Source organism: Stutzerimonas chloritidismutans, assembly GCF_051486945.1.
Taxonomy (GTDB): Bacteria; Pseudomonadota; Gammaproteobacteria; order Pseudomonadales; family Pseudomonadaceae; genus Stutzerimonas; species Stutzerimonas chloritidismutans_B.
The window spans coordinates 351,184-374,156 of the sequence record NZ_JAHVDX010000004.1 but is presented as its reverse complement, the minus strand read 5'-3'; the positions used below and the strand labels follow the sequence as shown (position 1 = coordinate 374,156).

19 protein-coding genes are annotated in these 22,973 nt (G+C 61.5%); 10 read left to right on the top strand and 9 right to left on the bottom strand.

Annotation, left to right across the window (positions count from 1 at the left end):
- Window positions 1-69 precede the first annotated feature (69 nt).
- Window positions 70-465 carry an NINE protein gene (locus KXR72_RS17115; RefSeq protein ID WP_437422293.1) on the top strand — a complete coding sequence of 132 codons (396 nt, stop codon included), beginning with the start codon at window positions 70-72 and terminating at the stop codon, window positions 463-465.
- Window positions 466-508: 43 nt separating this feature from the next.
- Here the strand turns inward: KXR72_RS17115 and KXR72_RS17110 are convergent, their stop codons facing one another.
- The 7 genes from KXR72_RS17110 to gshB all read right to left on the bottom strand — a co-directional run bounded on the left by KXR72_RS17110 (window position 509) and on the right by gshB (window position 6,397).
- On the bottom strand, window positions 509-1,780 hold the full coding sequence (locus KXR72_RS17110) for a dihydroorotase (RefSeq protein WP_437422292.1): 1,272 nt from the start codon (window positions 1,778-1,780) through the stop codon (window positions 509-511).
- Window positions 1,780-2,796, bottom strand: a complete 1,017-nt coding sequence (locus KXR72_RS17105) for an aspartate carbamoyltransferase catalytic subunit (protein WP_437422291.1) — start codon at window positions 2,794-2,796, stop codon at window positions 1,780-1,782. Before KXR72_RS17105 ends, KXR72_RS17110 begins: the two co-directional genes overlap by 1 nt.
- A gap of 9 nt (window positions 2,797-2,805) precedes the next feature.
- The gene (gene pyrR, locus KXR72_RS17100; protein ID WP_437422290.1) at window positions 2,806-3,318 is read right to left on the bottom strand and encodes a bifunctional pyr operon transcriptional regulator/uracil phosphoribosyltransferase PyrR; all 513 of its coding nucleotides are present in this window, start codon (window positions 3,316-3,318) and stop codon (window positions 2,806-2,808) included.
- 19 nt (window positions 3,319-3,337) lie between these two features.
- On the bottom strand, window positions 3,338-3,766 hold the full coding sequence (gene ruvX / locus KXR72_RS17095; RefSeq protein WP_437422289.1) for a Holliday junction resolvase RuvX: 429 nt from the start codon (window positions 3,764-3,766) through the stop codon (window positions 3,338-3,340).
- On the bottom strand, window positions 3,763-4,332 hold the full coding sequence (locus KXR72_RS17090; protein WP_437422288.1) for a YqgE/AlgH family protein: 570 nt from the start codon (window positions 4,330-4,332) through the stop codon (window positions 3,763-3,765). Before KXR72_RS17090 ends, ruvX begins: the two co-directional genes overlap by 4 nt.
- 60 nt (window positions 4,333-4,392) lie before the next feature.
- Window positions 4,393-5,289 carry a TonB family protein gene (locus KXR72_RS17085; protein ID WP_437422287.1) on the bottom strand — a complete coding sequence of 299 codons (897 nt, stop codon included), beginning with the start codon at window positions 5,287-5,289 and terminating at the stop codon, window positions 4,393-4,395.
- Between the two features lie 148 nt (window positions 5,290-5,437).
- Window positions 5,438-6,397 carry a glutathione synthase gene (gene gshB, locus KXR72_RS17080; protein ID WP_437422286.1) on the bottom strand — a complete coding sequence of 320 codons (960 nt, stop codon included), beginning with the start codon at window positions 6,395-6,397 and terminating at the stop codon, window positions 5,438-5,440.
- A gap of 236 nt (window positions 6,398-6,633) precedes the next feature.
- On the opposite strand from gshB, the gene pilG reads away from it, so the two are divergent.
- The 8 genes from pilG to KXR72_RS17040 all read left to right on the top strand — a co-directional run bounded on the left by pilG (window position 6,634) and on the right by KXR72_RS17040 (window position 20,013).
- Window positions 6,634-7,041, top strand: coding sequence for a twitching motility response regulator PilG (pilG, locus tag KXR72_RS17075; protein ID WP_243604198.1), 408 nt, complete (start codon window positions 6,634-6,636; stop codon window positions 7,039-7,041).
- A 43-nt stretch (window positions 7,042-7,084) separates the two neighbouring features.
- The gene (gene pilH, locus KXR72_RS17070; protein WP_021206021.1) at window positions 7,085-7,450 is read left to right on the top strand and encodes a twitching motility response regulator PilH; all 366 of its coding nucleotides are present in this window, start codon (window positions 7,085-7,087) and stop codon (window positions 7,448-7,450) included.
- Between the two features lie 41 nt (window positions 7,451-7,491).
- The gene (locus KXR72_RS17065; protein WP_437422285.1) at window positions 7,492-8,028 is read left to right on the top strand and encodes a chemotaxis protein CheW; all 537 of its coding nucleotides are present in this window, start codon (window positions 7,492-7,494) and stop codon (window positions 8,026-8,028) included.
- A gap of 81 nt (window positions 8,029-8,109) precedes the next feature.
- Window positions 8,110-10,158 carry a methyl-accepting chemotaxis protein gene (locus KXR72_RS17060; RefSeq protein ID WP_437422284.1) on the top strand — a complete coding sequence of 683 codons (2,049 nt, stop codon included), beginning with the start codon at window positions 8,110-8,112 and terminating at the stop codon, window positions 10,156-10,158.
- Between the two features lie 58 nt (window positions 10,159-10,216).
- The gene (locus KXR72_RS17055) at window positions 10,217-11,080 is read left to right on the top strand and encodes a CheR family methyltransferase (RefSeq protein WP_437422283.1); all 864 of its coding nucleotides are present in this window, start codon (window positions 10,217-10,219) and stop codon (window positions 11,078-11,080) included.
- A gap of 11 nt (window positions 11,081-11,091) precedes the next feature.
- Window positions 11,092-18,501: an Hpt domain-containing protein gene (locus tag KXR72_RS17050; protein ID WP_437422514.1), complete on the top strand. Its 7,410-nt coding sequence runs from the start codon at window positions 11,092-11,094 to the stop codon at window positions 18,499-18,501.
- Window positions 18,494-19,546, top strand: coding sequence for a chemotaxis protein CheB (locus tag KXR72_RS17045; RefSeq protein WP_437422282.1), 1,053 nt, complete (start codon window positions 18,494-18,496; stop codon window positions 19,544-19,546). The genes KXR72_RS17050 and KXR72_RS17045 overlap by 8 nt, the downstream gene beginning before the upstream one ends.
- A complete protein-coding gene (locus tag KXR72_RS17040; protein ID WP_437422281.1) occupies window positions 19,543-20,013 on the top strand; it encodes a chemotaxis protein CheW in 471 nt (156 codons plus the stop codon). Before KXR72_RS17045 ends, KXR72_RS17040 begins: the two co-directional genes overlap by 4 nt.
- A 17-nt stretch (window positions 20,014-20,030) precedes the next feature.
- On the opposite strand, the gene KXR72_RS17035 is transcribed toward KXR72_RS17040, so the two are convergent.
- Window positions 20,031-20,753 (bottom strand): 16S rRNA (uracil(1498)-N(3))-methyltransferase, encoded by a 723-nt coding sequence (locus KXR72_RS17035; RefSeq protein ID WP_437422280.1) that lies wholly within the window; start codon window positions 20,751-20,753, stop codon window positions 20,031-20,033.
- A gap of 74 nt (window positions 20,754-20,827) precedes the next feature.
- Window positions 20,828-22,234 (bottom strand): adenosylmethionine--8-amino-7-oxononanoate transaminase, encoded by a 1,407-nt coding sequence (locus KXR72_RS17030; RefSeq protein WP_437422279.1) that lies wholly within the window; start codon window positions 22,232-22,234, stop codon window positions 20,828-20,830.
- Between the two features lie 165 nt (window positions 22,235-22,399).
- Between KXR72_RS17030 and KXR72_RS17025 the strand changes: the two genes are divergently transcribed.
- Window positions 22,400-22,957 carry a cytochrome b gene (locus KXR72_RS17025; RefSeq protein ID WP_437422278.1) on the top strand — a complete coding sequence of 186 codons (558 nt, stop codon included), beginning with the start codon at window positions 22,400-22,402 and terminating at the stop codon, window positions 22,955-22,957.
- The last annotated feature ends 16 nt before the right edge of the window (window positions 22,958-22,973 follow it).

Below are 22,973 nucleotides of genomic sequence, written 5' to 3'. Positions count from 1 at the left end.
CGTCCGGCGGCGCGAGTGGAGGAGAATTTCAGATAAGCTGATGGCTGGCCCACACATGTCGAGGTTCGGATGCGTCAGAACACCCATAGCACGCTGATCGGCTATCTTCTCTGGATATTCGGTTTTCTCGGATCGCACCGTTTCTATTACGGCAAACCAATTACCGGCACGATTTGGTTCTTTACCCTGGGCCTGTTTTTTGTAGGTTGGATCATCGACCTCTTTCTAATTCCGTCGATGGATCGCGAAGCGGATCTGCGTTTCCAGTCTGGCCCGATCAACTACACCGTGGCCTGGATTCTCCTGACGTTCCTCGGTGTATTCGGCGTGCACCGGATGTACCAGGGAAAATGGATCACCGGTCTGATTTACCTGTGTACGGGCGGCTTGTTCTTCGTCGGCGTGCTGTACGATTTTTGGACGTTGAACAGTCAGGTCTCCATGCGCAACCTGGAGAACCGTTGATTGAAGACGGCGGCCCCGTCTCCACGTCGCCGCCGTCTTTGTCTTAGCTATTGAAGGCGATCCGACCGTCGACCAGCGTGTAACGCACTGCACCGGGTAGGCAATGGCCGAGGAATGGGCAGTTTCGCCCCTTGGAATGCCAGGCATCGCCGGCCAGGGTCGAGCTCGCTGGGTCGAACAGGACCACGTCCGCTGCGTCGCCAACGGCCAGGCGGCCAGCGGACAGCCTAAGCGCGGCGGCGGGGCCATTGGTCAAGCGTGCCAGCAGAGTCGGCAGGTCCAGCAACCCGTCTTCGACCAGGGTCATAGCCAGCGGTAGATGGATATCCACGCTGCTGATGCCCGGCTCCGTCTCACCGAAGGGTGCTTCTTTCGCGTCCGCCTCGTGAGGCTGGTGATGGCTGCTGATCGCCCCAATAACACCCGAGCGAACCGCCTCGCGAAGCCCTTCACGATCCTTGGCGCTGCGCAGGGGCGGCTGGACGTGATACAGGCTGGAAAAACCATGTAGCGCCTCGTCCGTGAGGATCAGTTGATACATCGCGACGTCGGCCGTGACCGGCAGGCCGCGGGCCTGGGCCTCAGCGATCATCTGCGCGCCGCGTGCGGTGGTCAGCTGAGTGAAGTGGGCGCGTACGCCGGCCTGCTCGACCAGCAACAGGTTGCGTGCCAGTGCGATGGTCTCGGCGGTCTCCGGTATCCCGGCTAGCCCGAGGAATGAGGCAGGCGGGCCATCATGGGCGAGGCCGCCGTTGGCCAGGTCGGCATCCTGCGAATGCATTACTACGGTCAAGTCGAACGTGGCGGCATATTCCAGCGCGCGGCTGAGGTTGCGCTGGCTGGAAAAGTTGGCCAATCCGTTGCCGAAGGCCACGCAGCCTGCGTCACGCAGAGCAACCAGCTCGGCGAGCTGCTCGCCGGCCAGCTCGCGGGTCAGGGCACCGATCGGGTAGACTTTCGCATGGCCGGACAGGCGGGCACGGTCGAGGATGAGTTCGGCCACTGCGGCCGTGTCCAATACGGGTCGCGTCTGCGGCGGGCAGCACAGGCTGGTGATCCCGCCGGCGGTGGCGGCAAGTGTCTCGCTGGCGATATTGCCCTTGCGGCTGTAGCCCGGCTCACGTAACGCGACTGACAGATCGACCAGGCCGGGCGCGGCGACCAGCCCTCTGGCATCGAGCGCATGGGCAGGCTCGAACCCGGCAGGGGGCGCGCCGATCGCGACCACTTTGCCGTCCAGGCAATGGATGTCGGTCACTTCGTCGCGACCGCTGGCCGGATCGATCAGGCGGGCACCGAGGATGGATGTTGGCATCAGTTCAGCTCCCCGGCGGCATGTTCATTGTCCAGCTGACGTTGTGCGGTTTGGCCGCTCATGGCCATCGACAGCACGGCCATGCGAATGGCGATGCCATAGGTGACCTGGTTGAGGATCACCGACTGGATGCCGTCGGCCACGGCCGATTCGATCTCCACGCCCCGGTTGATGGGCCCGGGATGCATGACGATGGCGTCCGGTTTGGCGAGGGCCATGCGTGCGGCGGTCAAGCCGTAGAGGCGGTAGAACTCGCCTTCGCTGGGCAGCAGGCCGCCCTGCATGCGTTCACGCTGCAGGCGGAGCATGATCACGACGTCCACGTCCCGTAGCCCTTCGCTCATATCGTTGAACACCCGCACGCCATATTGCTCCAGGCCGATTGGCAGTAGCGTCTTGGGGCCGATGACGCGGATATCCGGACAGCCGAGCGTCTTGAGAGCCAGCATGTTGGAGCGCGCCACGCGTGAGTGAAGGATGTCTCCGACGATCGCTACTGATAGCTTATCGAAGTCACCTTTGTGGCGGCGAATCGTCAACATGTCGAGCATGCCTTGAGTGGGGTGTGCATGGCGCCCATCCCCACCGTTGATCACCGCCACGTCGGGGCAAACATGTTCGGCGATGAAGTGTGCAGCGCCTGACGCGGCGTGACGCACCACGAACATGTCCGCAGCCATCGCCTCCAGGTTGCGTAAGGTGTCTGTCAGCGTCTCGCCCTTGCTGGTCGAGGAGGTGGAAACATTTAGCGTGATGACATCCGCGGACAAGCGCTTGGCGGCCAGTTCGAACGTGGTGCGGGTGCGCGTGGAGTTCTCGAAGAACACATTGCAGACAGTCTTGCCACGCAATAGCGGGACCTTTTTGACCGCGCGGGCACCGATTTCGAGAAAGGAGTCGGCGGTGTCGAGGATTTCGGTAAGCAGTTCGCGGGGCAGCCCGTCCAGGGAGAGGAAGTGGCGCAGCTGACCATGATCGTTCAGCTGCAGCGGGCGCTTGGCGTCGGTAGGCGTCATCGCGGAATCTCAGTTAGCGGAAGCGAGGGTCTGGTATTCGAGGGTAAGCGGAGCGGGGCCCAGCAGCTTGACGCGCTGTTCGGGGGCCAATGACAGGGTCGCGCCCACCACATCAGGGCGGATCGGCAGCTCGCGAGCGTTGAGATCGAGCAGACAAACGAGTGTCACGCTGGCGGGGCGGCCATAGTCGAACAGCTCGTTCAGTGCGGCACGGATGGTGCGTCCGCTCATCAGCACGTCGTCGACCAGCACCAGATGCTGGCCTTCGATTTCGAATGGCAGCTCGGACGGTCTGACCTGGGGGTGCAGCCCGTTCTGGGTGAAATCATCGCGGTAGAACGAAACGTCCAGAATGCCCAGCGGCTCCTGCTGACCACGATGGTGAAGGAGTGATTGGGCCACCCATACACCGCCCGTGCGTATGCCGATGAAGCGCGGCTCGTTAATGCCTCGGCGCTCGAGATGCTGACCGAGGGTTGCAGCCATCTCGGGGAGCAGATGGTCGGGGTTGGGCAGGGTCATGGTTTCTCCTGGGGCCGCATCATGCGGTCTGCTGGGCGTTCAACCAGCCTTCTAATAACAGCGCCGCGGCCAGGGCATCGACCGGTCGCTCTCGGTAGCCTCCGTTCTGCCCCTGGCGAAGACGCTCGCCCTTGGCTTCGTAGGTAGTCAGGCGCTCGTCGTGGGTGTGTACCGGCAGATTGAAACGCCCATTCAGGCGGCGTGCGAACTTCTCAGCGCGTCCGCTCATCTCGCTGGCGCTGCCGTCCATGTTCAGCGGCAAGCCAACGATCAATGCGTCCGGCTGCCATTCGCGGATAAGGCCCTCGACCTGGCTCCAGTCGGGCACGCCATTCTGGGCCTTGAGTACGCACAATTCGCGCGCCTGGCCGGTGACGGCCTGGCCGACCGCGACACCAATCTGCCGGGTGCCATAGTCGAAGCCCAGCAGTAGCCGCAGAGTGCTCATGAGTGACCGACCTGGCTGCTGAGCAGATTGAGGTCGACACCCAGCGAGGCGGCCGCCGCGCTCAGTCGCTGTTCGAACGGCAGGTCGAAGAGAATGTGCGCCTGCGCCGGGCAGCTCAGCCAGACATTGCTAGCCAGTTCGGACTCCAGTTGCCCGGCCTCCCAGCCTGCGTAGCCAAGTGCGACCAGGTGCTGTCGGGGCCCATGACCGTCGGCGATGGCGAACAGCACGTCTTGCGAGGTGGTCATGCCGAGCGACCCCAGGTCGAGCGTGGCCTGGAACTGCGAGCCCGCCGGGTGCAAGACGAACCCACGATCGGTCTGTACCGGTCCGCCGGTGAGGATCACTAGCTGCTGGCTGATCCCCGTGATCGGGTCGTCGGGGCGTAGTTGCTCGAGTACGTCGGTCAATGTCAGTCCGCTAGGACGATTGACGACCAGCCCCATGGCACCCTCCGGGGTGTGGTCGACGATATAAATGAGCGCCTGGGCGAAGTTGGGATCGGCCATGTGGGGCATGGCAATCAGGAAGTGATGCTTGAGATAGCTGGGGGAGGTCGCTTTCATGCCCGCTAGCTTAAGCGTTGCAGGCACGGGCGTGAAGCCACGGCAGGCTGGTCGATACCGTCAGCGGCTGGACAGCCGGTCGCCGCGCTCGAAGCGCCAGGTTCGGATAATCTCGACCTGGTCGAACGTCTTAGCCAGCTCTCCAGAGAAGGGCGCGAAGGGCGCAGCCAGCCTGACGATGCGCATCGCCGCCTCGTCGAGTACCGCCTGGCCGGACGATTCCAACACACGCAATTCCTGCACCGTACCATTGCGGTCGACCACGACCAGCATGCGCAGGCTGCCATAGATGCGCTGCCTCCGGGCCTCGTCCGGGTAGTTGAGGTTGCCGATACGCTCGACCTTCTTACGCCATTCATCGCGATACCACGCGCTGATGTCGCGCATGGTCGCAGCACTGTTTTGTCGGCTTACGCGTGGACGCTTGGCATATTCCTGACGTTCCTGGGCGAGTTCAGCCTCAAGGCTGGCTATCTCCTCGCTCAGTTGCGAGCTGTCGAAAACTGGCGCGGGTTGCGACTCGGGCTGAGGCTTGTTTTTCTGCGGCTTTTCGGGCGTCTTGTCCGGTTGTGGCGAGCGTGTCGCGACGGCGGTTTTTGCTGATTCGCTGCGGTTGCTCGGTGGCGGTGATGCAGCTGGAGTGACTTTGCGAATCTGGGTGTCCTGAAAAGGCGCCTGCTCGTCGGTCTTCGGTGTGGCCTTGTGCTCCAGGGTGCCGCTGCCCTGCTGGTTATCCTGGGCCAGGAAGTCGGCCTCTTCGGGCTTTTTCTCACTTTTGAACGTGGAGATCGTGATCTCTAGCGACTTGCTCACCTGTGTGGGGTCCGCCAGGCTGAATCCGAGCCCCAGAATCAGCGCGGCATGGGCCACCGCTGCCACGAACAGCGTGAAGCCGAGGCGATCCGCGGGGCGGACGCTCGAGGTGGCTGGGGTCGGTTGACGTGTCGCTGCGTTCATCGCGTTACTGTCGGCTCGAAGTGCGCGCAGTCTGCCCAGCAGGACTGCAAAAGTCTATGAACCAGCCGGCAGCTTTGCCGTGTCGGCGGCCGTCGAGCGAATCTTGCGATGAGCGGAGGCGGCCTGGGCGAATGGCCGCCTGTTGAGCCTATTGCACGCGTGCCTGAAGTTTCTGGTCGATCGCGTCCATCAGCTGTTCGCCGATTCGGGTGTCGAACGCATTGTCGATCTCCCGGATGCAGGTTGGGCTAGTGATGTTGATCTCCGTGAGGTAGTCGCCGATGACATCCAGCCCGACGAACAGCAGGCCCCGTTTGCGCAGTTCGGGGCCGACCAGGGCAGCGATCTCACGATCTCGATCCGACAGCGGCTGCGCCACGCCGCGCCCGCCTGCAGCGAGGTTCCCACGGGTCTCGCCAGCGGCCGGTATCCGCGCAAGGCAGTAGGGTACGGGCTCGCCGTCGATCATCAAGATGCGCTTGTCGCCGTCCTTGATTGCCGGGATATAACGCTGCGCCATGATCTGTTGTTGGCCGTGACGAGTCAGTACCTCGAGGATAACCGACAGGTTAGGGTCGCCTTCGCGGTGACGAAAGATCGACGCGCCGCCCATTTCGTCCAGCGGTTTGAGAATGATGTCACGCTGTTCTCGGGCGAAGTCCCGCAAAATGTCCGGCCGACGACTGACTACCGTTGGCGGAGTGCATTGCGGAAACTGAGTGGCGAAGAACTTTTCATTGCAGTCACGCAGGGTTTGCGGCCGGTTCACCACCAGTGTGCCAGTTTGCTCGGCAAGCTCCAGTAAGTAGGTCGAATAGATGTACTCGCCGTTGAAGGGCGGGTCCTTGCGCATGAGGATGACGTCGAGATCGCCCAGCGCGGTATCGATTTCATCCTCGACCTCGAACCAATGTTCTGGGTCGTTGAATACCTTGAGCGGTCGCATGCGGGCACGAGCCTCGCCGGCGATCTGATATAGGTCGCGCTGCTCCATGTAGAACAGCGTCCAGTTGCGCGCCTGGGCGGCCAGCAACATGGCCAGCGAGCTGTCCTTCTTGAAGGCGATCTGCGCGATTGGGTCCATGATGATCCCGACGCGAACAGTCATGTGATGGTCTCCGCAAAAGGGCAGCGAAGGCTGCCGAAGGCTTGAAATGTGGGGGCAGATTGGCCGTGGATGTGCGTTGGGTCAAGGAAAATCCCGGCGCTCTGGCGGCAGATAGCTTGCGCATGAAGGAGTGTGCTAAAAAGGTCCGGCGATTGGGTGCAGCCCATCGATGACAGGGCCTCCGGCGCACTGGCATAACGATAAACTACGACTCACCGAGGCGATGGTAGGGCGAAATGGAACAGCACTCCGAGGGCTTGAAGGTCATGGTGATCGACGACTCGAAAACGATTCGTCGCACGGCCGAAACGCTGCTGAAGAAAGTAGGTTGTGATGTGATCACAGCGGTGGATGGCTTCGATGCGCTCGCCAAGATCGCAGACACGCACCCGCGCATCATTTTCGTCGATATCATGATGCCCAGGCTCGATGGCTATCAGACCTGTGCGTTGATCAAGAACAACAGTTCTTTCAAGTCGACGCCGGTCATTATGCTGTCGTCCAAGGATGGCCTGTTCGACAAGGCCAAGGGGCGGATCGTGGGGTCAGACCAGTACCTCACTAAGCCTTTCAGCAAAGAAGAATTGCTCGGTGCAATCAAGGCTCACGTGCCTGATTTCGCACCTTTGGAGCAAGTATCCTGAAGTTCGGCCTCTGTGCCGCTGAAGCCTTTCCCACGGAGAAATCATGGCTCGCGTTCTGATTGTTGATGACTCGCCGACCGAGATGTACAAGCTGACGGCCATGCTGGAAAAGCATGGCCATGTCGTTCTCAAGGCAGAGAATGGTGCAGATGGCGTCGCGTTGGCACGCCAGGAAAAGCCCGATGCCGTTTTGATGGATATCGTCATGCCGGGGCTCAACGGCTTTCAAGCCACCCGGCAACTGACCAAAGATGCGGAAACAAGTCACATCCCGGTGATCATTGTGACCACCAAGGATCAGGAAACCGATAAGGTCTGGGGCAAGCGGCAGGGTGCCAAAGATTACCTGACCAAGCCGGTCGATGAGGCTACGCTGCTGAAGACCCTTAACGCCGTTCTCGCCGGTTGAATCCGGCGGCTCTGTAATCCGGACAAAGGGATCTGGCCAGCATGTCTGATGCGCCAACACCGTTTCAGCGCCTTCTCGAAATTGATGCGCGATGCCGTGCACTTGCGGCTGGACTGCCGTCTCAGCAAGAGGCCATCCAGACGTGGGCAGGCATCGGCTTTCGAATGGGTGGTCGCCTGTTTGTTGCGCCGATGGGCGAAGTGGGAGAAATCCTGCATGAGCCAAGGCATACCTTGCTTCCAGGGGTAAAGGCGTGGGTCAAAGGTGTGGCGAACGTGCGTGGGCGCCTGTTGCCGATCATGGATCTGTGTGGCTATTTCGGGCTGGAGTTGTCTGCTCTGCGCAAGCAGCGCCGGGTTCTGGTCGTCGAGCATCAAGAGGTATTCGCCGGACTCACGGTCGATGAGGTTTTCGGCATGCAGCATTTTCCCGTGGATGCATTTTCCGAGCAGTTGCCGCCGGTTGAGGCGTCGATTCAGCCGTTCATCCACGGTGTATTCCAGCGTGAGCAGCCCTGGCTGGTGTTCAGTCCGCATGCGCTGGCTGCCCACCAGGCATTTCTAGACGTGGCGTACTGATATATAGGCGGGTCGGCAGATGCCGGCCTTTTAGTTGTTGGAAAGGAAACGAACGGTGGGGTCCAGGCGGGGGCCGGAACAATGAAAAAATTCAACGCGAATGAATTGCTGGCAGGGGTGCGTAGTAACACCCTGATCGCCGGTCTGTTTGGTCTTCTGATCGTGTCGATGGTGCTGTTGTTCGCCAACTTCGCCTATATCAATACCCAGGCCGATTACGATAACGAATACTTAGGACACGCAGGTGAGCTGCGAGTTCTGTCGCAGCGTATCGCCAAGAACGCGGTGGAAGCTGCGTCCGGTACGCCCGATGCGTTCGAGTCGCTGAAAGAGGCACGCAACGACTTCAGTCAGCGCTGGGGCTATCTATCGCAGGGTGATGAGCAGATCGGCCTGCCGGCAGTGCCCGAGGCGCTCCAGGCGGAAGTGGCCGCGGTGCAGCAGGACTGGGATACCTTGCGTCAGAACACCGATGCGATTCTTGCAAGCGAGCAGACTGTACTGTCCCTCCACCAGGTTGCCGCCACACTGGCCGAAACGATTCCGCAGTTGCAGGTCGAATACGAGGAGGTCGTCGATATTCTTCTCGAGAGTGGCGCGCCCGCTGCGCAGGTGTCGGTTGCTCAGCGTCAATCGCTGCTGGCTGAACGTATTCTGGGTTCGGTGAACAAGGTGCTGTCCGGTGACCAGGATTCGGTTCAGGCCGCTGATATGTTCGGCCGCGACGCGAGCCTCTTCGGCCGCGTACTGACGGCGATGCTCGAAGGCAACGAAGCCATGGGCATCACGCGTGTCAGCGATGCCGAAGCGCTCGACCGCCTCGCCGAAATTTCCGAACTGTTCCAGTTCGTCTCTGGCTCGGTGGATGAAATCCTCGAAACGTCGCCGGAGTTGTTCCAGGTTCGCGAGTCTTCCAACAACATCTTTGAGGTCTCGCAGACCCTTCTCGACAAGACCTCTACTCTTACCCTGGGTCTGCAGGGCATGGCCGATGCCCGTTACATGTATACCCTGGCCGGCTATGTGCTCGGTGCGCTGGCACTCGCCTCCATTCTGTTGATCGGTTCGGTGATGGTCGTCGAAACCCGTCGTCGTCTGGCTGAAACCGCCGAGAAAAACGAACGTAACCAGACTGCCATTCTGCGTCTGCTCGACGAAATTGGCGACCTGGCAGACGGTGACCTCACCGTGGCTGCGACGGTAACCGAAGACTTCACCGGTGCGATTGCGGACTCGATCAACTACTCGATTGACCAACTGCGCGACCTGGTCGAAACCATTAACCAGACCGCCGTTCAGGTGTCCGGCGCGGCGCAGGAAACCCAGGCGACCGCCATGCACCTGGCCGAGGCGTCGGAGCATCAGGCCCAGGAAATCGCCGGAGCGTCTGCGGCGATCAATGAAATGGCAGTGTCGATTGATCAGGTATCGGCCAACGCCGCGGAGTCGTCCGCGGTAGCAGAACGCTCGGTAGCCATTGCCAACAAGGGCAACGAGGTTGTGCACAACACCATCACTGGCATGGATAACATCCGTGAGCAGATCCAGGACACCTCTAAGCGAATCAAGCGTCTCGGTGAATCGTCCCAGGAGATCGGTGACATCGTTAGCCTGATTAATGACATTGCCGACCAGACCAACATTCTCGCATTGAACGCTGCGATCCAGGCCTCCATGGCGGGCGATGCAGGCCGGGGCTTCGCGGTGGTTGCGGACGAAGTTCAGCGTCTGGCTGAGCGCTCTTCAGCGGCGACTAAGCAGATCGAGGCGCTGGTTAAGACGATTCAGACCGATACCAACGAGGCGGTTATCTCGATGGAGCAGACCACCTCTGAAGTGGTTCGCGGTGCGCGCCTGGCGCAAGATGCTGGAGTCGCTCTGGAAGAAATTGAAAAGGTTTCCAAGAGCCTCGCCGCGCTTATCCAAAACATTTCCAACGCCGCTCGTCAGCAGGCCTCGTCCGCAGGTCATATTTCCAACACCATGAACGTGATCCAGGAGATCACCTCGCAAACCTCGTCCGGCACCACCGCTACGGCCAAGAGCATTGGTAACCTGGCGAAGATGGCCAATGAGATGCGCCAGTCGGTGTCCGGCTTCACCCTGCCGGAAACGCAGGACCAGGCCTGACCGAGAACGCGGCAGCTGGCAGCAGCTGCCGTGAACGTTCATGAGTAAGGGGCGGGACATGCAGCCAAGCGTTGATTGGTCATTGAGACCCTTGGCCGATATGTCGCCAGCGGAGTTTCATGACTGGCAGGCACTGCTCGAGGCTCGTTCCGGAATGATCGTTTCGGAAGAGCGTCGGGCGTTCCTGCAAGTCAATCTCACCAGTCGCATGCGAGAAATAGGGGCGACCGACTACACCAGCTACTACCAGCAGGTCGTGTCCGGGCCGCGGGGAGCCGTGGAGTGGTCGGCTTTGATGGATCGTCTGACGGTGCAGGAAACACGGTTTTTCCGTCATGCCCCTTCGTTCTCCTTTCTTTCGGCGTACTTGCGAGCGCGCCGTGAGCAGCGAGACACCTCGCGTCCTTGGTCGCTGTGGAGCGTGGGCTGTTCAAGCGGTGAAGAAACCTATTCATTGGCGATCACTGCGGCCGAAGCCCTTCATGAACAAGGCAATGTTCCGGTGGGAGTGATCGGGACCGACATCAGTCTCAGCGCGCTCGGCCGTTCGCGTGACGGTATCTACGCCAGCCGCCGGCTCGAGCATGTCTGCGAAGAATGGCGGGCGCGATACTTCCAACCATTGGAAGCGGATCGTTACCAAGTGGTACCCAGTCTGGCGGCACGCGTGTGCTTTGCCAGGCTCAACGTGCTGGAGTTGGCGAGCGCGCCAATGTCCAACATGGACGTCATTTTTTGCCAAAACCTGTTGATCTATTTTCGTCGCTGGCGACGCCGCGAAATCCTCACCCGCCTGGCCGAGCGCCTCGCGCCCGGAGGGTTGCTGGTGATTGGCGTGGGCGAGGTGGTTGAATGGCAGCACCCGGACCTCGAGCCGGTGGCTGACAAACAGGTTCTGGCCTTTACCCGGAAAAGTTTATGAGCGGAGTCGCTATGGGTGATCGGCACGATTATGTCGCCCTGGAGTGGGTGAAAGGCGAAATCGCCGAAACGCTGAAGCAAGCGCGCCAGGCGCTGGAAGCGTTCGTCGAAAACCCGCAGGACTCGACGCGGATGCAGTTCTGCCTGACCTATGTGCATCAGGTGCATGGCACGCTGCAGATGGTTGAGTTCTTCGGCGCCGCCCTGTTGGCCGAAGAGATGGAGCAGCTTGCCCGCGCGCTGATGGAGGGTCGGGTCTCCAGTCAGACTGAGGCGCTCGAAGTGCTCATGCAGGCCATCCTGCAAATGCCGGTCTATCTGGATCGTATCCAGACCGCTCGCCGCGATCTACCGATGGTCGTGTTGCCGCTGCTAAACGACCTGCGCGCAGCGCGTGGTGAAAAGCTGCTGTCAGAGACCAGCTTGTTCTCACCGAACATGTCGAGCCGCCCGGCGGCCTTATCCAGTGAGTATCTTGCCCAGCGGCAGACGGCGGACCTGCCCGCCTTGTTGCGCAAGCTGAGGCAAATGCTTCAGGTCGCGCTCGTCGGCGTGATTCGCAATCAGGACCTTCCAACGAACCTGGGCTACATGGCCCGTGTATTTGCGCGTCTGGAAATGCTCTGCAAGGACGCACCGCTCGGCGCACTGTGGCAGGTCGCGTCCGGTGTCGTCGAAGGCCTCGCCAGCGGCGGCGTTGCCAATGGCACCTCGATCAAGACGCTGTTGCGCCAGGTGGACAAGGAACTCAAACGCCTCGTCGAGCAAGGCGCAGGCGGCATCAATCAACCAGCTCCCGACGAGCTGGTAAAGAATCTACTTTTCTACATCGCCAAGGCTCCGGCGCAGTCCGCGCGCATCCAGTCCCTCAAGGCCCAGTACAGCCTCGACGAAGCACTCCCGGACAGCAATGTCGTCGATGAAGAGCGTGCACAGCTCGCAGGGCCTGATCGCAGCGCGATGCGTTCGGTCGTTGCGGCCCTGTGCGAGGAGCTGGTACGCGTCAAGGATAGCCTCGACCTGTTCGTGCGCAGCGATCGCCTCGGATTGGCCGAGCTGGGTGCAATGCAGGCACCACTCAAGCAAATTGCCGATACATTGGCTGTGCTCGGCTTCGGCCAACCGCGGAAGATCATTCTCGATCAGATTGCGGTCATCGAATCGCTGACCAGCGGTGTTCGCGAACCCAACGACGCGGCGCTGATGGACGTGGCTGGCGCGCTCCTGTACGTCGAGGCCACCCTGGCTGGCATGGTCGGCGGTACCGATGACGAGCGCAGTGAAGACAGCCATTTGCCCACCACTGATGTGGCGCAAATCCATCAGCTCGTGATTCGAGAAGCACGTACTGGCCTCGAACAGGCCAAGGACGCGATCATCGAGTTCATTGCATCGCAGTGGAATCATCAGCATCTGGCCCGCGTCCCGGACCTGCTGACGCAATCCCGTGGTGGTCTGGCGATGATCCCTCTGTCGCGCGCGGCTGCTTTGCTTGACGCCTGCAACCGCTACATCCAGGAGCAGCTCCTGACGCCTCAAGCGATTCCCGACTGGCAGAGTCTGGACACGCTCGCCGACGCTATCACCAGCGTCGAGTACTACCTCGAGCGACTGAGTGAAGACTGCGGGACCCAGGGCGATCTGATTCTCGACGTGGCCGAAGAAAGCCTCCAGGCGCTGGGCTATCCGCTCGTAGAAGTGCCCTCCATCCTCGACCAAGCGCCCACCGTGCTGGAAGAAGAACTGGTAGTCGGCGATCCGTTGGAAGAGATCGAAGTATTGCCCGCGGAGCCGCTGTTGGAGGGCATGCTGTCCGAGCCCGAGCCCGAGCCCGAGCCCGAGCCCGAGCCCGAGCCCGAGCCCGAGCCCGAGCCCGCATCAGAGCAAGAGCAGGCCATCGCCGCTGAGCAGCCCGACGCCTTTAACCTCAGCGAGCTTGCCGACGAGCCTTCGGAGGATCAAGCGAGCGAGCCCGCGAATAGCGGGTTGCCAGGCTGGACGCTGGAGGAAATCGAACCCGAAGAGGTTGAGCCTGAAGACGGCAACCAGGCGGAACCCAGCTCTCTGAGCGATACCGAGTGGACGCTCGAGCCGTCAGTATCCGCACCCGGCTCTGATGAGGCGGCATCCTTCGGTGTCGAAGCTGCTCATGAGTTAGAGGAGGCTCAGGCCGACCCGCTGGAGTGGTCCGAGGCGGAAATGATCGAGTTGGGCATGCCCGAAGTCGATTTGCCCCAGCGTCAGGAACAGCCTGCCGAACAGGCAGCTGTGCGCAGCATCGAAGACGTCATGGCCGCGCCGGTGGTCGCAATCAACCCACCGGCGCGCGACGTACCTCCTAGCCTTTTGCCGCCGCCAGCTGACGAGGAGGCAGTCGATGACGACCTGCTCGAAGTATTCATCGAGGAAGCGGCCGAGGTGCTCGAAACCATCGGCGAGTACCTGCCGAACTGGATCGCTGATGTAGCGGACAAGGATTCGCTGAGTGAAGTCCGGCGCGCATTCCATACATTGAAGGGCAGCGGCCGTATGGTCCGCGCCCTGATTATTGGCGAGCTTGCCTGGTCGGTCGAGAATCTACTGAACCGCGTGATCGATCGCAGTATCGAGGCGAGCGCGCCGGTGAAAAAGCTGGTCGGTGACGTCGTGGATCTGATGCCTTCGCTGGTCGAGGAGTTCGCGGCCAAGGCTCAGCGTCAGCGTGATGATGTGGATCGCCTAGCTGCCGATGCTCATGCATTGGCCAAGGGCCAACCTCTGGATCCAGGTCCTCAGGGGGGCAAGAGCAGCGTTGCCGAGAGGACAGAACCTGAGCCGAGCGACACCGACTCGTCGGATGCGCTCGATCCTCAGCTGCTCGAGATATTTCGCAACGAGGCCGAGGCACACCTGACGACCTTGGTCGACTTCCTAGCCGACTGCGCCCAGCGCTTACCCCAGCCGGTCTCCGACTCGCTCCAGCGTGCGCTGCACACCTTGAAGGGCAGTGCGCACATGGCGGGTATCCTGCCAGTCGCCGAGATCGCGACGCCTCTGGAAAGAATGGTCAAGGAATTCAAGGCCAACCTGATCGATATGGACCTGGTTGAGGCCGAGCTGCTGCATTCGGCCGAACAGCTGCTGCGGCTTGGTCTGGAGAACTTGGACCGTGACCCGCTGGCTCCGATTCCAGGTGCCGAGGCGTTCATCGCGCAGGTGCACGAATTGCACCAGTCGCGACTGGCCGAGGCCAATGCGCGAGGCGAGAACGACCAGGGTGAAAGCCGTGATCCTGGGATGATTGCCTTGTTCCTGTCCGAAAGCATGAACATCCTGCTCGATGCTGAGGACCTTCTGCATAGCTGGCGTGAGCATCCGGCCGAGCGGCAAGAATTGAGCGCGCTGCTCGAAGAGCTCACCGCGCTCGGGCATGGAGCCCAGATGGCGGATCTACCTCAGATCGATGCGCTCTGCCGGGTTTTATTGGACCTCTATGCCGTGGTTCAGGATGGCCGCCTAGCTGTAAGTGGCCGCTTCTTCGATGATGTTGAAGAAGGGCACGAGGCCCTTGTGGGCATGATGGATCAGGTCGCGGCTGGCCTACAGGTGTCTGCCCGCCCGGAATTGGTGGCGCGGCTGGAGGCGCTTCTCGCCGAAGCGGTCGAGCCAATAGCGCTCGGCCTGGCGGTGTCTGAGCCTGAACAGGGCCCAGAGACAGCCGCCGTCGATACAGCAGCGCTGCCCGAGCATACTTTCGAAGCCGAAGCCGAAGCCGAAGCCGAAGCCGAAGCCGAAGCCGAAGCCGAAGCCGAAGCCTGGCTGGACACGACCCCGCAGGCAGAGGAAATGCTCGACATACGTGACGAGCAAGACCAGGAAATGGTTGAAATATTCCTCGACGAGGCGGTTGATTTGCTGGAAAGCGCGGGTGGCGCACTGGATCGCTGGCTTGCGGAACCGACCAATCAACGGGCGCTCTCTGCGCTGCTGCGCGACCTGCATACCCTTAAAGGTGGCGCGCGAATGGCTGAGATTCGCCCCATCGGCGACCTTGCCCACGAGCTGGAAACTCTTTACGAAGGCCTTTCCGACGGCCGCTACGTACACTCGGACGAGCTGGCAGCGTTGCTCCATCGCAGCCATGACCAACTGGCCGTGCAACTCGAGCAGTTGCAGGCGAACACGCCGATGAGCCAGGCCCTCGCGCTCATCGCGAGTATTCAGTCGTTTCGCCAGGGCGGCTCACTGAGCTTCGATGAGCCCGCCGGACGTGACGATGCGGGCAGCCCGCAGGCCCCAACCGAAGAAGCTGAACAGCTTGGCTTAGGCGCGTTCGAAGAGGCCAGTGTTGACGATGAGCCTGAATTCATCGCGGCAGAAGAGGCGGAGCTGGACTTGCCGGACCTCAGCATGTCCGATGATAACAGCTGGCTAGTCGAGCCCTCGGCTGCCCCGTTGGTGCCCGACGATTCAGAGATGGGCGATGCGCCTGTCGACGAGATCAACCCCTTGTTGCAGGCAGACGCCCCCATTGAGGCGGTTGCTGAGCCCGAGCTGCCGGAAGCTCTGGACGTTGCCGATGAATATTTAGCCGATGTCGCTTCCTCGGAATCCGTAGAAACGCCCTCTGCTTGGAATGATCGCGACCCGGAGCTGGTCGAGATTTTCCTCGAAGAGGGGTTTGACATCATTGAGCGTGCTGGCCAGTCGCTGCAGCGCTGGATGGGGAATGTCGAGAACAGCCTTGAGGTAGAGGCGTTGCAGCGTGATCTGCACACGCTCAAGGGCGGCGCGCGGATGGCAGACATCCGCGAGATCGGTGATCTAGCCCATGAGCTCGAATACCTCTACGAAGGCCTGTGCGCCGGTAGCTATCGCGCCAGTCCTACCCTGTTCGCCTTGCTGCAAAACTGCCATGACCGGCTCGCGGCGATGCTCGACGCGGTGCGCTCCTATCAGGCGCTGCCCACCGGGTTGGATCTGATCGAAACCATCAGGCGCTTCCGCGTCAATCCGGACGAGCAGCTGAGCATGCCGAGCAGCGTCGCGCTCAAGGCCGCCACAGATGCATCGCAGGAGTCGGCCGAGGCCGAGATTCTGGACATCTTCATCGAGGAAGCGGATGACTTGCTCGAGGAAATGGAAGCCGCGCTGAATCGCTGGGATGCATCGCCGGAAGCGGTCGAATCATTGGCCGATATCATGCGCATCCTTCATACGCTCAAGGGTGGGGCCCGCTTGGCCGGCCAGGTCGCACTGGGCGATATGGCCCATGAGCTGGAGCAACGGCTCAGCGAAGCCCAGCTGCAGGGCGCGCCATTACCGGAGAGCGTCTATCTGGACGCTCAGAGCGGTTATGACGCCCTGCTAAAAGATGTCGATGCCTTGCGCCAGCGGCTGGATAGCGACATGCCTGAAGCGCCGATTGTCGAGCAGGACGAAGTACCCGAGCCAAGTCCGGCGACCATTGTGTCGCTCGATACACCGATCGTCGCTGCCAGCACACATGTGCCGAGCAGCAATACCCCTGCAAAGGTGCTGCCGTTCATCCGCCGCGCCGAGCAAGCCGCCGCCGAAGCAGCCTCGCGGCGTGCGCCGCAAGAATTGGTCAAAGTACCAGCAGACCTGCTCGAAGGGCTGGTCAACCTGGCGGGCGAGACGTCCATTTTCCGTGGTCGGGTCGAACAACAGGTCAGTGACGTTGGCTTCACGCTCGGTGAGATGGAAGCCACCATCGAGCGGGTTCGTGACCAGCTGCGGCGCCTGGATACCGAAACCCAGGCGCAGATCCTGAGCCGCTACCAGGCCGAGGCTGAGCGCGCAGGTTACGACGACTTCGACCCCCTGGAGATGGACCGTCATTCCCAGCTTCAGCAGCTGTCTCGCGCGCTGTTCGAATCCGCGTCCGACCTGTTGGACCTCAAGGAAACACTAGCGGCACGAAACCGAGATGCAGAAACCCTGCTGTTGCAGCAGGCTCGGGTCAACACCGAACTGCAGGAAGGCCTCATGCGGACTCGCATGGTGCCGTTCGACCGACTGGTTCCGCGTCTTCGCCGGATCGTTCGCCAGGTCGCCGGTGAGCTCGGCAAGCAAGTCGAGTTTCATGTCGGCAATGCGACGGGCGAAATGGACCGCAGCGTCCTGGAACGCATCGTCGCGCCCTTGGAACACATGCTGCGTAATGCGGTTGACCACGGCATCGAGTCGGGCGCCAAGCGGCTCGCCGCTGGAAAGCCCGAGCAGGGGAACATCCGCCTGGACTTGACCCGTGAGGGTGGCGACATCGTGCTCACGCTGAGTGACGACGGTGCCGGCATCAATCTTGAAGCGGTTCGCCGTAAAGCGATCGAGCGGGGCCTGATGGCATCGGGTAGCGAGCTGTCCGATCATGAGGTACTGCAGTTCATCCTTGAAGCCGGATTCTCCACCGCCGAAAAGGTCACTCAGATCTCCGGGCGTGGCGTGGGCATGGACGTGGTGCATTCGGAGGTCAAGCAGCTCGGCGGTTCGATGAGCATCGAGTCGAGCCTGGGCAAAGGCACCCGTTTCCTGATCCGCTTGCCGTTTACCGTCTCGGTAAACCGCGCACTGATGGTCTATTCGGGCGAAGACCTTTACGCCATTCCGCTGAACACCATCGAGGGCATCGTGCGGGTGTCGCCTTATGAACTCGAGGCCTATTACCAGCCAGGTGCTTCAAGGTTCGAATACGCCGGGCAAACCTATGAGCTGCGGTATCTCGGCGAATTGCTGAACAACGGCCAGCGACCGAAGCTGGTCGGACAAAGCCTGCCGTTACCGGTAATTCTGGTGCGCTCGAACGAGCACAGTGTCGCCGTTCAGGTCGACAGCCTGGCCGGCTCACGTGAAATCGTGGTGAAGAGCCTGGGCCCGCAGTTCGCTACCGTGCCGGGCATCTCCGGTGCGACCATCCTCGGTGACGGTCGTGTCGTTGTCATTCTCGATCTGCTCGCCACCATTCGGGTCCTGCATGCGCAGCTGCAGACCCAGCTGCAGCCGATGCGGCTTGTTGGTATGGATGAGGAGGCCGAGGTCGAGGTCGACCGGCCAACATTGGTTATGGTCGTCGACGACTCGGTCACCGTGCGTAAGGTCACCAGCCGTCTGCTCGAGCGAAACGGCATGAACGTGCTCACCGCGAAGGATGGGGTCGACGCCATCACGCAACTACAGGAACGCAAGCCGGACGTCATGCTGCTGGACATCGAAATGCCGCGGATGGATGGCTTCGAGGTGGCGACCCTGGTGCGCCACGACGAACGCCTTCAGGATTTGCCGATCATCATGATCACCTCGCGTACAGGTGAGAAGCACAGGGACCGGGCCATGTCGATTGGCGTGAATGAATACCTCGGCAAGCCGTACCAGGAGTCGTTGCTGCTCGAAACGATCCAGCAACTGGTCAAACGTCATGAGTGAGGTCGTCGCCGCGCGCATCGGTGTGATTGCCGACACTTCGCTGCAGCGCCATGTGCTGCAGCAGGCACTGACCGCCAATGGCTATCAGGTGGTCCTGAACAACGATCCAGCGCGCCTGCAGGAAGATGACCTGGCGGCCATCGAAGCTGACTTGTGGCTCGTCGACTTGGCCCAGACGGAAGAGTCGCCTCTGGTCAATTCGCTTCTCGAGCGGGACGCTTGCCCGGTTTTGTTCGGCGAGGGCCGAGCACCTGAGCGTCATTCAGAGCATTACCCGCGCTGGGAGCGGCGGCTGTTCGGCAAGCTCAAACGACTGGTGGGCGACCCCTCCTGTGCGGTCGGGCCGCGCCTGGACGTGCTGCGCAATGATGAGCAGCGACCCAGTTCCCTCGAATTGCCTGCCGTGCTTGCGAGTCATCAGCAGCCGGCTGGCGCCCCGGCACGTGAAATCTGGCTGTTGGCAGCTTCGCTGGGTGGTCCGGAGGCGGTCAAGGCGTTCCTCGACGTGCTACCGGCCGGTCTGCCGGTGGGCTTCGTCTACGCGCAGCATATCGAGGCCAGTTTCCAGACCGCGCTGTCCCAAGCTGTTGGCAGGCATAGTCAGTGGCAGGTCGGACAATGCCGCGACAAGGACCTGATTCGCTGCGGCGAGGTGGTGATCGCGCCCATCGCCCAGGAAATGAGCTTCGACAAGGACGGCTCGATGCAGCTTACTGGGCGGGCGTGGCCTGAGCCTTACAGCCCATCGATCGACCAGATGATGCTCAATCTGGCCCAACAGTTCGGCCGGCGCTGTGGCGTGATCGCGTTTAGCGGCATGGGCAGCGATGGCAACGCCGCAGCGGCCTATGTTCTGCGTCAGGGCGGCCGGGTATGGACCCAGCGGGCCGAGACCTGCGTCTGTTCGAGCATGCCCGACAGCCTTCGCGAGGGCGGATATAGCTCGCTCAGCGGGGACCCGCGCGAACTTGCCCAGGCACTCGTCAATCATCTCGTGCTGCTGGCCAACGAGCCGGTTGCCGCTTCGCAAGTGGATCACCCATGAGCCAAACCATTGCTACTCAGGAAACACCCGCCAACCTTACCGGGCTCCTGGTGCCGCTGTCCGACCGGACCCTGCTGCTACCCAACGTGGCGGTTGCCGAGATTATCGGTTACCGGGCACCGCAGGCGGTGCAAGGCATGCCTTCCTGGTTTTTAGGCCAGGTGCCTTGGCGGGATCTGAGGTTACCGCTGCTCTCGTTCGAGGCGGCATCCGGTGGCCAGGCCGAAACCGGCACGCGGGCGCGGGTCGCGGTGCTCAACGCGCTGGGTGGACGCGAGCACGTCAAGTTCATCGCACTGCTGGTGCAGGGCATTCCACGTTCTATCAAGCTCGACTCTGAGCTGGCGCGTGCGGATGTGTCGCTGAACCCGCTCGAACTGGATGCTGTGGATCTCGGCGATGTTCAAGCGCGTATACCGGATCTCGTGGCATTCGAGCAGAAGCTCGCAGACGCCGGGCTGATTTGACCTGCTGAGCTGGCAGCCTAGGCCTGAAAATCACCCCAAAGGTGCTGCGCCACGCTCAGCGCCGCCACCGGCGCGGTCTCGGTGCGCAGCACTCGCGGGCCCAGTCGGGCCGGGTGGAAGCCAGCTCGAATCGCCTCGCTGATCTCCTGATCGTTAAGCCCGCCCTCGGGCCCAATCAGGAACGCCAGCGACGCTGGGGCCGGATGCCGCGATAGCGGTTCTGCTATCGGGTGCAGCACCAGTTTGAGATCCGCTTCGACAGTTAGCCACTCCGTCAGTGGTTGCGGTGAATTGATCACTGGAATGACCGACCGCCCACACTGTTCGCAGGCGCTGATCGCAATCTGCCTCCAATGCGCCAGCCTCTTGTCGGCCCGTTCGTCCTTGAGGCGCACCTCGCACCGCTCGCTGACGATAGGCGTGATCTGCGCCGCGCCCAGCTCGGTGGCTTTCTGAATCGCCCAGTCCATTCGCTCCCCGCGCGACAAGCCTTGGCCAAGGTGCACCTGCAACGGAGACTCAGGCTGGCCGTCGAAGCGGTCGTGCAGCGCCACGCTGACCTGCTTTTTGCTCACCTCGACGAGTTCGCCGCGGAACTCCATACCGCTCCCGTCGAAGAGCTGGACGGCCGCGCCAACACCGAGGCGAAGTACGCGGCCGATGTAATGCGCAGACGCTTCGGGCAACACCAAGACACCCAATGCTAACGGGGCGTCAATAAAGAAACGAGAAATGCGCATCGGGTTGGCCGGGCAGGGTAACGGGCGGCTAGTCTATCGCGCTTGCCGCGACGTCAGAAGCTCGCGATCCCGACTCAGCCGGGATCGCGAAACGACGCGGGTGCATCGGCCGGCACAGCGACCTGCACCGCGGCGCGTGTGGCGATATCGATGCCCTCGCTGGCCACCTCGGCGAGGAAGTCGATCTCGTCCTCGGTGATGGTGTAGGGCGGAAGGAAATACACCACGCCTCCCAATGGCCGCAGCAGCGCGCCGCGCTGCAACGCATGCTGGTAGACCTTCAGTCCGCGTCGCTCCTGCCAGGGATAAGGGGCCCGGCTGGCCTTGTCCTGCACCATTTCAATAGCCAGCGCCATGCCCGTCTGGCGAACCTCGGCGACATGCGGGTGGTCGGCCAGATGTGCGGTCGAGCGCGTCAATCGTACAGCGAGCGCTTTGTTTGCCTCAATCACATTGTCTTGCTCGAAGATATCGAGCGTGGCCAGGGCGGCTGCGCAGGCGAGCGGGTTACCGGTATAGGTGTGCGAATGCAGGAAGGCGCGGAGCGTCGCGTAATCGTCATAGAACGCTTGGTAGATCTGGTCCGTGGTGAGCACCGCAGCCATCGGCAGATAGCCCCCGGTCAGCGCCTTGGATAAGCAGAGGAAGTCCGGCGCAATTCCGGCTTGCTCGCAGGCGAACAAGGTGCCGGTGCGCCCGAAGCCGACCGCGATCTCGTCATGAATGAGGTGTACGCCATAGCGGTCGCACGCGTCGCGAAGCAGCTTGAGATAAACAGGGTGGTACATGCGCATGCCGCCGGCACCCTGGATCAGCGGCTCGACGATCACCGCCGCGATCTGCGTATGGTTCTCGGCGAGTGTCTGTTCCATGTGCTCGAACATGGCGCGTGAGTGGTCTTCCCAACTCATGCCTTCCGGTCGCAGGTAGCAGTCCGGACTGGGCACCTTGAAGGTGTCGAGCAGCAGGGGCTTGTAGGTGTCAGTGAATAGAGCCACGTCGCCCACGGACATCGCCGCGACGGTCTCGCCGTGGTAGCTGTTGGTCAGGGTCACGAAGCGTTGCTTGTCCGGTTGGCCGCTGTTGCGCCAGTAGTGAAAGCTCATCTTCAGCGCGACTTCGATGCCTGTGGAACCGTTGTCGGTATAGAACACGCGAGACAGGCCCTGGGGCGTGAGCGCGACCAGGCGCTCGGACAGTTCCACCACCGGTTGATGACTGAACCCGGCGAGCATTACGTGCTCCAGCTGATCGACCTGATCCTTGATGCGCTGGTTGATTCGTGGGTTGGCGTGACCGAACACGTTGACCCACCAGGAGCTGACGGCATCGAGGTAGCGTTTACCATCGAAATCCTCGAGCCAGACGCCCTGGCCACGCCTGATCGGGATCAGCGGCAGCTGCTCGTGATCTTTCATCTGGGTGCACGGATGCCAGAGAACGTCGAGGTCACGCCGCATCCAGCTATCGTTCAGGCTCATGGCTCATCCTCCGCGTTCAAAGGGCCGCAGCCTAGCAGAAAGCGCCGGACGCATTTCATCGGCCGATCTATCCGCTGCGCTGATAGTTTGCAACGAAAAAATGCGATTCATTTCGATCGGTTAGCCGGTAGGCTTAGCGCTCCTCAAGGTTTTGGAATGCAAGCGATGCAGTTGCGCAACAGTCCCAGTAACTACGGTGCGGTCAGTATCGCCCTGCATTGGCTTGTGGCCGTCACGGTGATCGGGTTGTTCGCGCTCGGTTTCTGGATGGTCGGGCTGAACTACTACAGCAGCTGGTACAGAACTGCGCCGGACATCCACAAGAGTATTGGCTTACTGCTGTTAGCGCTGATGGTGGTACGCGTAGCTTGGCGCTTCGCCAATCATGGCCCGGTGCCGCTGGCCAGCCATGGCCGGGTGACACGCCTGGCGACCAAGGCGGGGCATGCATTGCTGTATGTCGGCCTTTTTGGCGTGATGATTTCCGGTTATCTCATCTCCACTGCCGACGGCCGGCCGATCAGCGTATTTGGCTGGTTCGAGGTTCCGGCGCTGGTCACGGCGATACCCGATCAGGAAGACGTTGCCGGGCTGATCCATGAATACCTCGCCTGGGCCCTGATCATCTTTTCCGGGGTGCATGCGCTGGCGGCACTCAAACACCACTTCATCGATCGCGACGCAACGCTCAAACGAATGTTCGGCCGCGCCGATGCCTCTTAACGACCAAAGGAGACTC